This is a genomic window from Enterococcus sp. DIV0774, from assembly GCF_050539095.1.
GTDB classification, from domain to species: domain Bacteria; phylum Bacillota; class Bacilli; order Lactobacillales; family Enterococcaceae; genus Enterococcus; species Enterococcus faecalis.
This window is the reverse complement of record NZ_CP172923.1, coordinates 645,099-659,995: the sequence shown is the minus strand read 5'-3', so window position 1 is coordinate 659,995 and position 14,897 is coordinate 645,099. Positions and strand designations below refer to the sequence as shown.

The window sequence follows — 14,897 nt, the reverse complement described above, 5'->3', positions numbered from 1 at the left end:
TCCTATCAGAAACCACTCTTTTTCTTCCTGTCTTTTATTGCAATTCTTTTGTCAGTTTTCTAAACATTATGGTAAATTAGGAAGTAAAGGAGTGACAAAATATGAAAAATTCTACGTTTTTAAAGGATTTGTTTGCTATCGATAAAGCAAATGACGAATTATTTCGGTTAGTTGGTGTCGCAATTTGTATGGCAATTCCATTATTAATTGGTTATTTTTCCAATAATTTACTCATTGGGACCTTTGGCTCGATGGGCATTTATACGTTTATTTATTATCAGCCGCTTCCTTTGCCTCAATTATTGCGCAGACTGAATATTGTTGGCTTTTTTATTGTTCTGGGCAACAGCTTAGGAATGCTAAGTCACCATGTACCTTGGTTGATTCCCATTACAATTGCCATCGTCGCTTTTCTTGCACGCTTACTTTTTAGATTGTATGGCATTGAGAAGCCTGGTGCTTTGTTAGTTATCATGTCAACCGCAATGGGAACAAGCAACAATTTTCCTTTACATAAGATTCCCATCATGGCCAGTTTTGTTCTTTTAGGAGTAGTGACCGGCATTATCATGGGCATTGTGCTTCATTTCATCGACAAGCGCCCCTACGTTTTTCAAAAACGGATGTCTCTTCAAGAACGACTTTATATCGATCCCGCTTCTTTATTAGATGCTTTGCATTATGCGGCCATTTTATTTTTAGCGGCTTATTTAAGTCAATCGCTTCATTTAGTCAATGCCTATTGGATGACGTTTACTTGCGCAGCCATTTTACAAGGGGAAAATTTACATTCTGTGATGCAGCGAAATGTGCAACGGATTCTAGGTACGAGTCTTGGTTTGTTGCTTTCTGCAATTTTATTAATGATTCCCTTTACACCTTTACAAACAATCGGTATCATTAGTATTCTATATGCAGCTTTTGAAGGATTCATTAACAGAAACTATGCGATTGCCAGCTTTTTTATTACCCCGATGTCCTTATTATTATCAAATCTTGCACGACAGCAAGTCATTAGTAATCTTTTAAACTATCGATTAGTCGGGATTGTGTTAGGTAGTTTACTTGGTTTTGCCGGCGCTTATGTTTTCACAACTGCGCTACGTTTCTATAATCGGGCCTACTCAATTGATGAAACCTTTGAAAATCAACAAGAAGAAAGAGGCGTTTTATGAAAATAACTTATCCCTTGCCACCAAATTTGCCAGAACAACTTCCTCTATTAACGAACTGTCAATTAGAAGATGAGGCAATCTTAGAAAATCATTTGTATCAGCAGATTGATTTACCGAATCAAGAAGTTCGTAACTTAGTCTTTCGGGATGCTGTTTTCGATCATCTTTCATTAGCAAATGGCCAGTTTGCTTCTTTTGATTGTAGTAATGTGCGTTTTGAAGCTTGCGATTTTTCTAACGTCGAATGGCTATCTGGTAGTTTTCATCGAGTGACTTTCCTTCGTTGCAATTTGACAGGAACGAATTTTGCAGATAGCTATTTAAAAGATTGTCTATTTGAAGATTGCAAAGCCGATTATGCTTCTTTTCGTTTTGCAAATTTTAATCTTGTTCACTTTAATCAGACACGTTTAGTCGAAAGTGAATTTTTCGAGGTCACCTGGAAGAAACTCCTTCTAGAAGCTTGCGATTTAACCGAAAGTAATTGGTTAAATACTTCTTTAAAAGGATTGGATTTTTCCCAAAACACCTTTGAACGCTTGACTTTCTCACCAAACTATTTATCAGGTCTTAAAGTCACCCCTGAACAAGCCATTTATTTGGCAAGTGCCCTTGGTTTGGTGATTACCTAAGAAAATTTTAAAAAAATAGCCGAATAACTGGTTCTGTCGGTTCTTTCTTATTAAATTGTTATTAATTTTTTGGAAAAACCAACGGAACCATTTTACTTGTGCCTTATTTTTAGGTAAACTATCTTAGGTTAAGCAATCTCTTTTTTTGGAACAAGAGAAACTTTTGGAATCATTTCCTATAAATCATGAAGAGATTATGACAAACGTTCTTCTAATCCAAGAACGTCTTTTGTCCTATACTCGATTCTACTCAAAAGGAATGTCAGTGAATGAATATAAAAAAACAAGGCCTCGGTCAAGCGACGGGAAAAATCATTTTAATGGGGGAACACGCCGTTGTTTACGGCGAACCAGCAATCGCCTTTCCTTTTCAAGCGACAGAAATCACAGCCGTCTTTACCCCGGCAAAAACTATGCAGATTGATTGTGCATATTTTACAGGATTGCTTGAAGACGTGCCCCAAGAGCTAGCAAATATCAAGGAAGTTGTTCAGCAAACCTTACATTTTTTAAAGGAAGATACAGTTAAAGGCACTTTGACCTTAACAAGTACGATTCCCGCTGAACGAGGAATGGGCTCAAGCGCAGCAACCGCTGTGGCCATCGTTCGAAGCCTTTTTGATTATTTTGATTACGCTTATACATATCAAGAATTGTTTGAGCTTGTTTCCTTAAGTGAGAAAATTGCTCATGGCAATCCTAGTGGTATCGATGCCGCAGCAACAAGCGGCGCTGATCCCTTATTTTTTACTAGAGGATTTCCGCCCACACATTTCTCGATGAATTTATCTAATGCCTACTTAGTAGTAGCTGATACGGGAATTAAAGGTCAAACACGTGAAGCAGTGAAAGACATTGCGCAGCTAGCTCAAAATAATCCCACAGCAATCGCTGAAACAATGAAACAATTAGGTTCTTTTACTAAAGAAGCGAAGCAGGCAATTTTACAAGATGATAAACAAAAATTAGGTCAGCTAATGACGTTAGCGCAAGAGCAACTCCAGCAATTAACCGTCAGCAACGATATGCTGGATCGACTAGTGGCTCTCTCTCTAGAACATGGCGCTCTAGGAGCAAAATTAACCGGCGGCGGTCGCGGTGGCTGTATGATTGCCTTAACAGATAATAAAAAGACCGCACAAACCATTGCACAGACTTTAGAAGAAAATGGAGCTGTTGCTACATGGATTCAATCATTAGAGGTGAAAAAGTAATGCTTTCAGGAAAAGCACGAGCGCATACAAATATTGCTCTGATTAAATATTGGGGAAAAGCCAATGAAGAATACATTTTACCAATGAATAGTAGTTTATCATTAACATTAGATGCCTTTTACACAGAAACAACTGTGACATTTGATGCCCATTATTCAGAAGATGTATTTATTTTAGATGGTACCTTGCAAAACGAAAAACAAACAAAAAAAGTCAAAGAATTTTTGAACCTTGTTCGTCAACAAGCCGATTGTACTTGGTTTGCAAAAGTGGAAAGTCAAAATTTTGTGCCTACTGCAGCTGGTTTGGCTTCTTCAGCGAGTGGTCTAGCTGCTTTAGCTGGGGCCTGTAACGTAGCCTTAGGATTAAATCTTTCAGCAAAAGACTTATCCCGTTTAGCGCGACGTGGTTCAGGTTCTGCTTGTCGTAGTATTTTTGGTGGTTTTGCTCAATGGAACAAAGGCCACTCTGATGAAACGTCGTTTGCTGAAAATATTCCAGCCAATAATTGGGAAAACGAATTGGCCATGCTCTTTATCTTAATTAATGATGGCGAAAAAGATGTTTCCAGCCGTGATGGAATGAAACGAACAGTAGAAACTTCTAGCTTTTATCAAGGTTGGTTGGACAATGTGGAAAAAGATTTATCCCAAGTTCATGAAGCAATTAAAACAAAAGACTTCCCTCGTTTAGGAGAAATCATTGAAGCCAATGGGTTAAGGATGCATGGAACAACCTTAGGCGCTGTCCCTCCATTTACTTACTGGTCCCCAGGCAGCTTACAAGCGATGGCTTTAGTTCGCCAAGCACGGGCCAAAGGAATTCCTTGCTACTTTACAATGGATGCAGGTCCGAATGTCAAGGTCTTAGTCGAAAAGAAAAACTTAGAAGCATTAAAAACATTTTTAAGTGAACATTTTTCAAAAGAGCAGTTAGTCCCAGCTTTTGCTGGTCCCGGAATTGAATTGTTTGAAACGAAAGGAATGGATAAATAAGCATGATTGAAGTTACTACGCCAGGAAAGTTATTTATTGCAGGAGAATATGCCGTTGTTGAACCTGGCCACCCTGCCATTATCGTTGCTGTGGATCAATTCGTAACTGTAACTGTCGAAGAAACAACAGATGAAGGCAGTATTCAATCTGCACAATACAGCTCTTTACCTATTCGTTGGACACGCCGAAATGGTGAGCTTGTATTAGATATTCGCGAAAATCCTTTTCATTATGTTTTAGCGGCGATTCATCTAACTGAAAAATATGCGCAAGAGCAAAACAAAGAATTGTCATTTTATCATTTAAAAGTGACGAGTGAATTAGATAGTTCAAATGGACGAAAATACGGTCTTGGTTCAAGCGGTGCGGTAACCGTTGGAACTGTCAAAGCCTTGAATATTTTTTATGATTTAGGTTTGGAAAATGAGGAAATTTTCAAATTATCAGCATTAGCTCACTTAGCCGTTCAAGGAAATGGTTCTTGCGGAGATATCGCCGCCAGCTGTTACGGGGGCTGGATTGCCTTTTCAACCTTCGATCATGATTGGGTCAATCAAAAAGTAGCCACTGAAACATTAACTGATTTGTTAGCAATGGACTGGCCTGAATTAATGATTTTTCCGTTAAAAGTACCGAAACAACTACGTTTACTAATTGGTTGGACAGGTAGCCCTGCGTCCACTTCAGACTTAGTTGATCGAGTCCATCAATCAAAAGAAGAAAAACAAGCGGCTTATGAGCAGTTCTTAATGAAGAGTCGGCTTTGTGTCGAAACAATGATTAATGGCTTTAACACAGGAAAAATTTCTGTTATTCAAAAACAAATTACTAAAAATCGCCAATTACTCGCCGAATTATCTTCACTGACTGGTGTGGTAATCGAAACAGAAGCCTTGAAAAATCTTTGTGATTTGGCTGAATCTTATACAGGAGCTGCGAAATCTTCTGGCGCTGGCGGGGGCGATTGTGGGATTGTAATTTTCCGCCAAAAATCTGGGATTTTACCATTAATGACTGCTTGGGAAAAAGACGGAATTACCCCACTGCCACTTCACGTCTATACCTATGGTCAAAAGGAGTGTAAGGAGAAGCATGAATCGAAAAGATGAACATCTATCATTAGCTAAAGCGTTCCACAAAGAAAAAAGTAATGACTTTGATCGTGTGCGTTTTGTTCACCAATCGTTTGCTGAATCCGCTGTTAACGAAGTGGATATTTCCACTTCGTTTCTTTCTTTTCAGCTTCCCCAACCTTTTTATGTCAATGCAATGACAGGTGGTAGTCAGCGTGCAAAAGAAATTAATCAGCAATTAGGCATTATTGCCAAAGAAACTGGCCTTTTAGTTACGACAGGATCTGTCTCGGCAGCGTTAAAAGATGCTAGTTTAGCGGATACGTATCAAATTATGCGAAAAGAAAACCCAGATGGACTCATTTTTGCCAATATTGGTGCAGGCTTGGGTGTGGAAGAAGCAAAGCGAGCGCTTGATTTATTTCAAGCGAATGCCTTACAAATCCATGTAAATGTGCCCCAAGAATTGGTCATGCCTGAAGGAGATCGTGATTTCACTAATTGGCTAACCAAGATTGAAGCTATCGTACAGGCCGTAGAAGTGCCTGTCATTGTCAAAGAGGTTGGCTTTGGCATGAGCCAAGAAACCTTAGAAAAACTCACCTCTATCGGCGTTCAAGCAGCGGATGTGAGCGGCCAAGGCGGAACGAGTTTTACACAAATTGAAAATGCCCGGCGGAAGAAACGAGAACTTTCTTTCTTAGATGATTGGGGGCAATCAACGGTCATCTCTCTTCTGGAATCACAAAATTGGCAAAAGAAACTAACTATTCTCGGCTCTGGCGGTGTGCGTAACTCTCTTGATATTGTCAAAGGACTCGCTTTAGGTGCCAAAAGCATGGGAGTTGCTGGGACTATCTTAGCTTCCCTTATGAATAAAAATGGTTTAGAAAATACCTTAGCCCTTGTACAGCAATGGCAAGAAGAAGTGAAAATGCTTTATACTCTTTTAGGAAAAAAGACGACAGAAGAATTGACGAGTACCGCACTTATCCTCGATCCAGTTTTAGTTAATTGGTGTCATAACCGTGGTATCGACAGCACTGTTTTCGCAAAACGTTAAAGAGACCAGAACATTAATGTTCTGGTCTCTTTATTTGAGTTCTTTTATCCTACATAAGCATCTAAGATAATTTGTTTTAGTTCACTAATTAATGGTTCTTTCGGATTAGCAGTTGTACATTGGTCTTCATATGCAAGTTCTGCCATACGATCAACCGTGGTGTCTAATGTTTCTTGTGAGACACCTTGGGCTTTCAAGTTCATGTCAATTCCGACTGATTTACCTAGGTCTGCTACTGCTGTTGCTAAAGCTTCTACTAATTCTGCGGTAGTATTTCCTTTTAAGCCTAAGAATTTTGCAATGTCTGCATAATCAGTATCGGCGCGGAAGTAATCATATTTAGGGAACATTGCGTGTTTTGATGGATCTTTCGCATTGTAACGAATAATATGTGGTAATAAAATCGCATTTGTACGACCATGTGGAATGCCATATTCCCCACCAATTTTATGAGCAATAGAGTGACAAATACCTAAGAATGCATTGGCAAATGCCATACCTGCCATGGTTGATGCATTATGCATTTTTTCGCGAGATTCCATATCTGGACGTTTCACTGAATTTTCTAAATGATCGAAAACTAACTTGATTGCTTGTAAACTTAAACCACGTGTGTAATCTGAAGCCATCACGGAAACATAAGATTCAATAGCATGTGTTAAAACATCCATACCTGTATCTGCAGTGACTGAAGCTGGCACAGACATTACGAACTGTGGATCAACAATCGCTACATCTGGTGTTAACGCATAGTCTGCTAACGGATATTTCACGTGTGTTTCACTATCAGTAATAACGGCAAATGGTGTAACTTCTGAACCAGTTCCTGAAGTAGTTGGGATACAAACAAATTGTGTTTTTTCTGGTTTGGCAATTTTATATGTCCGTTTGCGGATATCTAAGAATTTTTGTTTTGCACCAAAGAACTCTGTATCTGGGTGTTCATAGAACATCCACATGCCTTTCGCCGCATCCATTGCAGAACCGCCACCCAAGGCAATCACTGTATCTGGTTGGAAATCAACCATCATTTTGGTACCTGCATAAACAGTATTTGTTGATGGGTTTGGTTCAACATCAGAAAATACTTCGATTTTCACATCATTTTTACGTTTTTGTAGCTCTTTACGTACGATATCTGCATAGCCAAATTGAACCATACCTGGGTCACAAACTAACATGACACGTTCAACATTTTCCATTTTTTGTAGATATTGTAAAGAATTTTTTTCAAAGAAAATTTTTGGAGGTAATTTAAACCATTGCATATTATTTCTCCGTTTCGCTACCGTTTTAATATTAATTAAGTTAATGGCTGATACGTTTTTAGAAACAGAGTTTTTCCCGTATGAACCACAACCAAGTGTTAAGGATGGAATCATTTCGTTATAAATGTTACCGATACCGCCTTCTGCTGATGGAGTATTCACTAAAATACGACAAGCTTTCATACGTAAACCAAAAGCAACTTGTAACTCTTCATCTTCTGTATGAATTACTGCTGTATGTCCTAAACCACCTAAGTTTAACATCGCTTCACATAGTTCAAATGCATGCTCTGCATTGTTTGATTTCATCATTGCTAAAACTGGCGATAATTTTTCTCTTGATAATGGATATTCTGGACCTGCACCTTCTAATTCAGCGACTAAAATTTTTGTGCCTTTTGGTACGCTAATTCCTGCTAATTCAGCAATTTTTTCTGCAGAGTTACCGACAATCGCTGGATTTACTGCGTATTTACCTTCATTCATCACTGCATCTTCTAGTTTTTGTAATTCATTCGGTTTCACGAAGTAAACATTGTGTGCTTCAAACTCAGCTTTGACAGAAGCATAAATTTCTTTATCCACAATGACCGCTTGCTCAGAAGCACAAATCATTCCATTATCAAATGATTTTGAAACAATTAAATCATTAACCGCACGTTTTACTTTAGCCGTTTTTTCAATATAAGCTGGTACGTTCCCAGGACCAACGCCTAGTGCTGGTTTACCTGTTGAGTACGCAGATTTTACCATGCCTGCGCCACCAGTTGCTAAAACAATGGCAATCCCTGGATGATTCATCAAAGCAGATGTTGCATCAATCGATGGTTGTTCAATCCATTGAATACAATTTTCTGGTGCACCTGCTGCAATCGCCGCATCCCGTACAATACGTGCCGCTTCTGCCGAACATTTTTGTGCGCTAGGATGGAAAGCAAAAACAATTGGATTTCTTGTTTTTAAGGCAATTAGTGATTTAAAAATAGTTGTTGACGTTGGGTTTGTTGTTGGTGTGACCCCACATACCACGCCAACTGGCTCAGCAATTTCCATTAAACCGGTTTGTTCGTCTTTGTTAATTACACCCACTGTTTTATCATGTTTAATATTATTCCAAATGTATTCAGATGCATACATATTTTTGATTGCTTTATCTTCATAGATTCCACGGCCAGTTTCTTCGACAGCCATTTTTGCTAAAGGCATATGTTGGTCTAACGCCGCCATCGCCATTTGATGGACAATGTGATCTACTTGTTCTTGTGTAAAATCTTCCATTGCTTTTAAAGCGACATTCGCTTTTGTTGCTAATTCATCAATCATTGATGAAACATCAACTGTTTCTGTCTTTTCTTTTTTTACTGTTTTAACCATGTTCATCCTCCTAAGAGTTTCATTTTAAAAAAACTTTGTTAACTATTTCACATTCACATCATACAACATAAAACGAATCTTGTAAATAGTTTTTGTGATATTTTTCACAACTATTTATAATTTTTTTTATCTCAAAAAAAAAGACCTATTCTTTTTTCTAGAATAAGTCTTCAATATCATGCCAGTCCCTTAAAGGATTTTTTGATGTCTGTGCCAATAATTGTTGATAGTCAAAAAATTCATTCGGCTTAACCTTCTGAATGTCTTTGCGACAGTCTTTGACAGATAAATGGGTTTGTTTTTTCCAACGATAGGTGAGTAAATAAGTCAATAAATCTTCTTCGTTGATGGAAGAATAACCTAGTTCACGAAAATTTTGGCACTTCTTTTTAATACTTTTATTGAGCATTTTTTGTTGTAACCAACTTAATTTTTCCTTTGTCATGGGCTCTTCTCCTTCCAACCAAGCGAAAGATTGCTCACTTTTTAACTATCTTCCAACACTATAAAAAGGAACCTTTTTTGTAAACTTAATAGTTAAAAAGGACTTAGGACAAGGTCGGGACAGAAGTGTTTAACTCCGAGAAATAAGAAGAAATTTCCGAAAATTGTTCTTTAATTTTTGGAGAATTTTGGCTTATTTCCGAAGGAGTTGCTTCTGTTCCCGCCGTTTATCAATTTTTAAGCCTGGGACAAAAATCCAAAGTGATTTTTGTCCCAGGCTCCTTCCTAGTCCTACATTTTAAGATAAACGACACGAGCGGAATAGGAATTATCTCTTCTTATTGGCTTTCTCGTGTGACTACTGGTCACAGTTTCGCCTTTGAAAAGCCTGTTCCGCTCTCTCTAACCATTAAATGAATTAGTTGAACCGTTTAGTCTTTCTTTTCTTTTGAAGGATCTGATGTTTCAGGAACTTCAGTTACTTCTTCTGTGACTGTCTCTTCAACTTCTGTGACTGGTACACTAGTTACTGCTGAATCATTTGTAACAGCAGTTCCAGGTGTTACAGTTCGAATTGCTGCACGGTCAAATTCTAAGACAATACCTTCGCAATCGATTAAAACTGTTTTTTCGTTGATTTCACTTAAAACACCATGTAAACCACCAATTGTGACAACACTATCGCCAGTTTTCATTGCGTTTAGTTGTTTTTGACGTTCTTGTTGTTGTTTCTTTTGAGAACGTGTCATGAAAAACATCATTCCTCCTAAAAGGACTAATGTAAAAATCATTGTAAATCCGCCACCCATTTGTTTCACCTCACTCTGCATTATTCACACTACTAACTGTATCAAAAAAATGCTTGAAGAACTAGTTTTTTCCTCTAATTTTTAGAAACTTTTTGCATTCGCTTTATTAAAGCCATATTCTTCAAAAAACGCTTGTCGGAATTCTAATAAATTGTCGTCCATAATTGCTTGACGGACATTTTTCATTAAGTCTAACAAGAAGTATAAATTATGATACGATGTTAAACGGATTCCGAATGTTTCATCACATTTAATCAAATGACGAATATAGGCCCGCGTATAATTACGACAAACATAACAATCACATTTTTCATCAAGCGGACGAAAATCTCTTGCATATTGGGCATTTTTAACAACCAAGCGACCTTGTGAAGTCATACAAGTACCATTGCGCGCAATACGTGTTGGTAGCACACAATCAAACATGTCAATCCCACGAATCACTCCATCAATTAATGAATCAGGGGCACCCACACCCATTAAGTAACGTGGTTTATTTTCAGGAATTAACGGTGTCGTAAAGTCTAAGACTCGGTTCATTTCTTCCTTAGACTCACCAACAGATAAGCCACCAATCGAATAGCCAGGAAAATCCATACTCACTAAATCTTTAGCACTTTGACGACGTAAATCTTCAAATCCCGCACCTTGAACAATACCGAATAATCCCTGTCTATCAGGATTCGCATGGGCTTTTAAGCCACGCTCAGCCCAACGAGAAGTCCGTTCAATCGAGCGTTTGACATACTCATAGCTTTCATCAAATGGTGGACATTCATCAAAGCTCATCATAATATCTGATCCTAATTTATTTTGAATATTGATCGCTTTTTCTGGAGAAAGGAACATTTTTGAACCATTTAAATGATTTCTAAAATGCACACCTTCTTCTTCGATTTTCCGCATATCACTTAATGAGAAGACTTGGAAGCCACCTGAATCAGTTAAAATAGGTTGATCCCAGTTCATAAATTTGTGTAAACCGCCTGCTTCTTCGACTAAATCTTCACCTGGGCGTAACCATAAATGGTAAGTATTACTTAAAATAACACCGGCACCCATTTCTTTTAATTCTTCTGGTGACATTGTTTTAACTGTCGCAAGTGTACCTACCGGCATAAACATTGGTGTTGGAAATGTGCCGTGAGGAGTAATTAATTCACCTAAACGCGCACCTGTGTGTTTATCTTTTTTGATTAAACGATAACGAATGGCTGGTTCCGTCATTCATTTCCCTACTTTCTACTATAATTTGTCCTCCCATCATCATACTTTTTTTTTATTGAATTTGCAAGGATTTCTCAAGGTTTCTTTTTTCAAAAAAGGATCCTTAAAAAACAGCAACTAGTTCAAATAATTCAAATGAGCTAGTTGCTGTTTGGCACTTATTTTGTCGCTGTATATTTTTCTAAATCTTGCATCGCTGTTTTCACAATTTCAGGGGTAATTTTTTGTTTCATATAATGAATCGTTTCACCTTCTATACAAGCACGTTCTGCTACTTCTTGATACTCGGCTTCAGTTAAGTCCATCTCCATTTCTTTTAAAGAAATAGGCAAACCTAGTTGGTGATAGAAAGGAATCAATTCATCGATTTCTTGCCATTTCTCTTCAATAGCTAATTGAACAAACACACCATACGCCACTTTGTTTCCATGTAATTGTCGATGGCTAGCTGGCAGCAAAGTTAGTGCATCATGAATGGAATGGGCACCCGCTGTCCGACCATAATCATCGCCAAAGCCACCCACCATTCCACCAATAATTAAATTCGTTTCGATGACATCAATAAACGATTGATTTAATTGCTGCTCTTCCATCGCTTTTAAAGCATTGATACTTTCATTTAACAAAATATCGCGACATTTTTCCGCGGCAAAATGAGAAACTTGAATAGGTAACACTTGGACATCTAACTGCGAAATAATCGCATCTGCTTCGTACCATTTAGCTAATGTATCCCCAATACCTGCCACCATTAAGGACCGAGGCGAATGCAATAACACTCTTGGTTCTACCAACACCAAAGCGTTTGCTTGCGGAAAAACGTCATACCGTTCCATTGCTCCATCTTCTCGATACATTACGCTCAATGGCGTGCACGGTGCACAAGTAGCTGCTAAAGTGGGCAAAATAATGACCGGTAACGCCATTTTGTGTGCTAAGGCTTTGCCCAAGTCGGCCACTTTTCCTCCACCAACAGCGACGATGGCCTCTAAATGATTGTCCAGCACTTGCGCTTCTAACTCTTGCACACGTTGATCTGTACAAACACCTCCATAGTTTTCAAAAACAGCTGTTACTTTTTGAAACGTCGGAAAATACGGTTTTGCCGCTTGCCATGACTCAGTCCCGTGTAAAATGAATACACGATGAATATTTCTGCATAATAGTTGTCCTTCTAATAATTCCCACGAACCAATTTCGCAAAGATACTCTTGTGGTGTCCCTCTCACAATTAATGATTGTTCCATCTTGAAAATCCCCTTCATTTTTGACTTTTGAAAATTTTTTTGAAAAAGTTGTATTTTTTCAACTCTACTACTTTTCCTTTTACATATTCTATGATATGATAAACCACATCATAACACAATAAATTTTTATACATTTATTCGCTTTTTTTGAATATTTATAAAAATAATACAAAAAGGAGTTTACGCAAATGACCAAATGTAAAAAATGGCTACAGACGATTTTACCAATTTTATTCTTGTTGCTCTCATTATTACCTATTAAAGAAACTTTTGCAGCCGAAAACGATCCAGTCTATGACAAAATCATCCAAAAGGGAGAACTAGTTGTCGGCTTATCCGCAGACTATGCCCCTTATGAATTTCATGCAAAAGTAGATGGTGAAGATAAAATTGTCGGTTTTGATATTTCTATTGCTCAAAAAATTGCCGACGATTTAGGCGTTAAATTAAAAATCGAAGAACTAGGCTTCGATGCTCTGTTAGGGGCCTTAAAAACTGGCAAGATTGACATGGTCATCTCTGGCATGTCGCCAACGCCTGAACGATTAAAAGAAGTAGCTTTTTCTCAACCATATATGAACGTTCAACAAAGAGTCATTGTTCGGAAAGAAGACAAAGATAAATTTCATTCCACTAAAGATTTCGAAGGCGTTCGTGCAGGTGCCCAAAAGCAAACGACACAAGAAGAATTAATTAAAACCGAATTAACCGGTGCTGTCCCTACTTCTCTTCAAAAAATTCCAGATTTAATTATGAATCTAAAAAATAATAAATTAGATGCAGTCGTTATGGAAGAACCGGTTGGCGAAGCCTATGTTTCTCAAAATGAGGATTTAGCTTTTGCTGATGTTACCTTTGAAAAAGGCTCAAAAGATACTGCCGTTGCTTTTCCTAAAGATGCGCCTGTTTTGACGGAGAAAGTAAATGCCTCTATTAAACAAATTAATGATCAAAAATTAATGGACGGTTATAAAAAAGAAGCCAATCAATTAATGTTCCAAAAAGATCAAAGCTTTTTACAAAAGTATGGAAAGTTCTACCTTAACGGTGCGGGCTATACCATTTTCCTAGCTTTCATTGGTGTTTTGTTTGGTGCCATTTTAGGGGCATTACTTGCCTTAATGAAGTTAGCCAATTCCAAAATTTTACGTGGCATTGCCATTGCTTATATTGAATATGTTCGTGGCACTCCTTTGCTTGTTCAAATTTTTATTGTCTATTTCGGGACAGGCGTTCTTGGTTTAGACTTATCAAAAGTAGCAGCTGGTTGTATTGCTCTTTCTTTAAACAGTGGTGCATATGTAGCAGAAATTATTCGTGCTGGTATTCAGGCAGTTAATAAAGGACAATTGGAAGCTGCTCGTTCTTTGGGAATGAATCAAAACCAAGCAATGCTATACATCATTTTCCCACAAGCTATTAAAAATATTTTACCAGCGTTAGGCAATGAATTTGTTACAGTAATTAAAGAATCTTCCGTTGTTTCAGTCATTGGTGTTTCAGAACTAATTTTCCAAGCTGGCAACGTTCAAGGAGCAAGTTTTAAACCCTTCCTACCTTACTTAATTGTATCGTTGATTTATTTCGTCCTAACCTTTACTATCTCACGTCTATTAGGTGTTGCTGAAAGGAGAATGAGTACTAGTGATTAACATTAAAAACTTACAGAAAACATTCGGAAAAAATGAAGTACTTAAAGGAATTGACTTAGAAATTGAAGCTGGTGAAGTTGTCGTAATTATTGGCCCTTCTGGCAGTGGTAAAAGTACTTTTTTACGTTGCTTGAACTTATTAGAAACACCAACTGGTGGCAGCGTTGAATTTGAAGGAAAAAATTTATTAGATAAAAATACCAACATTGATCAACTTCGTCAAAAAATGGGCATGGTATTCCAAAATTTCAATCTTTTCCCGCATAAAAATGTCTTGGAAAACTTAACGATTAGTCCTGTTAAAGTAAAAAAAGAAGCCGCTGCTGAAGCCACAGAACATGCTCTTTCTTTACTGGAACAAGTTGGTTTATCAGATAAAAAAGAAAATTATCCCGCTCAACTTTCTGGTGGGCAACAACAACGGGTAGCGATTGCTCGTGCTTTAGCCATGCGCCCTGACGTGATGCTGTTCGATGAACCAACTTCTGCCTTAGACCCTGAAATGGTGGGCGAAGTGCTATCCGTTATGAAAAATTTAGCTATTGAAGGGATGACAATGGTAGTGGTTACCCACGAAATGGGTTTCGCAAAAGAAGTCGCGGACCGTGTCATTTTTATGGATGCAGGAATTATTCAAGAAGAAGGCACACCTGAAGAAATTTTTGATGCGCCACAAAACCCAAGAACACAAGATTTTCTAAGAAAAGTTTTATAAAAAGGAGCA

At 37.9% G+C, this 14,897-nt stretch carries 13 protein-coding genes; 8 read left to right on the top strand and 5 right to left on the bottom strand.

The features are described from left to right. The first annotated feature begins 101 nt into the window (after positions 1 to 101). From IGL86_RS03210 to fni, 6 genes are all read left to right on the top strand, one after another. Positions 102 to 1,175 (top strand): FUSC family protein, encoded by a 1,074-nt coding sequence (locus IGL86_RS03210; RefSeq protein WP_002355782.1) that lies wholly within the window; start codon positions 102 to 104, stop codon positions 1,173 to 1,175. After that, positions 1,172 to 1,807, top strand: coding sequence for a pentapeptide repeat-containing protein (locus IGL86_RS03205; protein ID WP_002355781.1), 636 nt, complete (start codon positions 1,172 to 1,174; stop codon positions 1,805 to 1,807). The genes IGL86_RS03210 and IGL86_RS03205 overlap by 4 nt, the downstream gene beginning before the upstream one ends. Positions 1,808 to 2,076: 269 nt before the next feature. Further along, the gene (gene mvk, locus IGL86_RS03200) at positions 2,077 to 3,021 is read left to right on the top strand and encodes a mevalonate kinase (RefSeq protein WP_010828617.1); all 945 of its coding nucleotides are present in this window, start codon (positions 2,077 to 2,079) and stop codon (positions 3,019 to 3,021) included. Then, positions 3,021 to 4,016 (top strand): diphosphomevalonate decarboxylase, encoded by a 996-nt coding sequence (mvaD, locus tag IGL86_RS03195; RefSeq protein WP_002358822.1) that lies wholly within the window; start codon positions 3,021 to 3,023, stop codon positions 4,014 to 4,016. Before mvk ends, mvaD begins: the two co-directional genes overlap by 1 nt. Positions 4,017 to 4,018: 2 nt before the next feature. Continuing rightward, a complete protein-coding gene (locus IGL86_RS03190; protein ID WP_002355777.1) occupies positions 4,019 to 5,125 on the top strand; it encodes a phosphomevalonate kinase in 1,107 nt (368 codons plus the stop codon). Next, on the top strand, positions 5,109 to 6,152 hold the full coding sequence (gene fni, locus IGL86_RS03185; protein WP_033625398.1) for a type 2 isopentenyl-diphosphate Delta-isomerase: 1,044 nt from the start codon (positions 5,109 to 5,111) through the stop codon (positions 6,150 to 6,152). The genes IGL86_RS03190 and fni overlap by 17 nt, the downstream gene beginning before the upstream one ends. A 44-nt stretch (positions 6,153 to 6,196) precedes the next feature. On the opposite strand, the gene adhE is transcribed toward fni, so the two are convergent. The 5 genes from adhE to IGL86_RS03160 form a co-directional block, all read right to left on the bottom strand. Next, a complete protein-coding gene (gene adhE / locus IGL86_RS03180; RefSeq protein ID WP_002388933.1) occupies positions 6,197 to 8,794 on the bottom strand; it encodes a bifunctional acetaldehyde-CoA/alcohol dehydrogenase in 2,598 nt (865 codons plus the stop codon). A 157-nt stretch (positions 8,795 to 8,951) separates the two neighbouring features. Next, positions 8,952 to 9,257: a post-transcriptional regulator gene (locus tag IGL86_RS03175; protein WP_002355774.1), complete on the bottom strand. Its 306-nt coding sequence runs from the start codon at positions 9,255 to 9,257 to the stop codon at positions 8,952 to 8,954. A gap of 412 nt (positions 9,258 to 9,669) precedes the next feature. Then, a complete protein-coding gene (yajC, locus tag IGL86_RS03170) occupies positions 9,670 to 10,068 on the bottom strand; it encodes a preprotein translocase subunit YajC (RefSeq protein ID WP_002383336.1) in 399 nt (132 codons plus the stop codon). Positions 10,069 to 10,128: 60 nt separating this feature from the next. Further along, positions 10,129 to 11,274: a tRNA guanosine(34) transglycosylase Tgt gene (gene tgt / locus IGL86_RS03165; protein ID WP_002355772.1), complete on the bottom strand. Its 1,146-nt coding sequence runs from the start codon at positions 11,272 to 11,274 to the stop codon at positions 10,129 to 10,131. Between the two features lie 158 nt (positions 11,275 to 11,432). Next, the gene (locus IGL86_RS03160) at positions 11,433 to 12,539 is read right to left on the bottom strand and encodes an iron-containing alcohol dehydrogenase family protein (RefSeq protein WP_016618686.1); all 1,107 of its coding nucleotides are present in this window, start codon (positions 12,537 to 12,539) and stop codon (positions 11,433 to 11,435) included. A 170-nt stretch (positions 12,540 to 12,709) separates the two neighbouring features. Here IGL86_RS03160 and IGL86_RS03155 point away from each other — a divergent pair, with 170 nt between their 5' ends. Together IGL86_RS03155 and IGL86_RS03150 are read left to right on the top strand one after the other, a co-directional pair. Next, entirely contained in the window at positions 12,710 to 14,173 is a 1,464-nt protein-coding gene (locus IGL86_RS03155; RefSeq protein WP_033626071.1) for an ABC transporter permease subunit, read from the top strand. Continuing rightward, positions 14,166 to 14,888, top strand: coding sequence for an amino acid ABC transporter ATP-binding protein (locus IGL86_RS03150; protein WP_002355769.1), 723 nt, complete (start codon positions 14,166 to 14,168; stop codon positions 14,886 to 14,888). The genes IGL86_RS03155 and IGL86_RS03150 overlap by 8 nt, the downstream gene beginning before the upstream one ends. Positions 14,889 to 14,897: the final 9 nt, after the last annotated feature.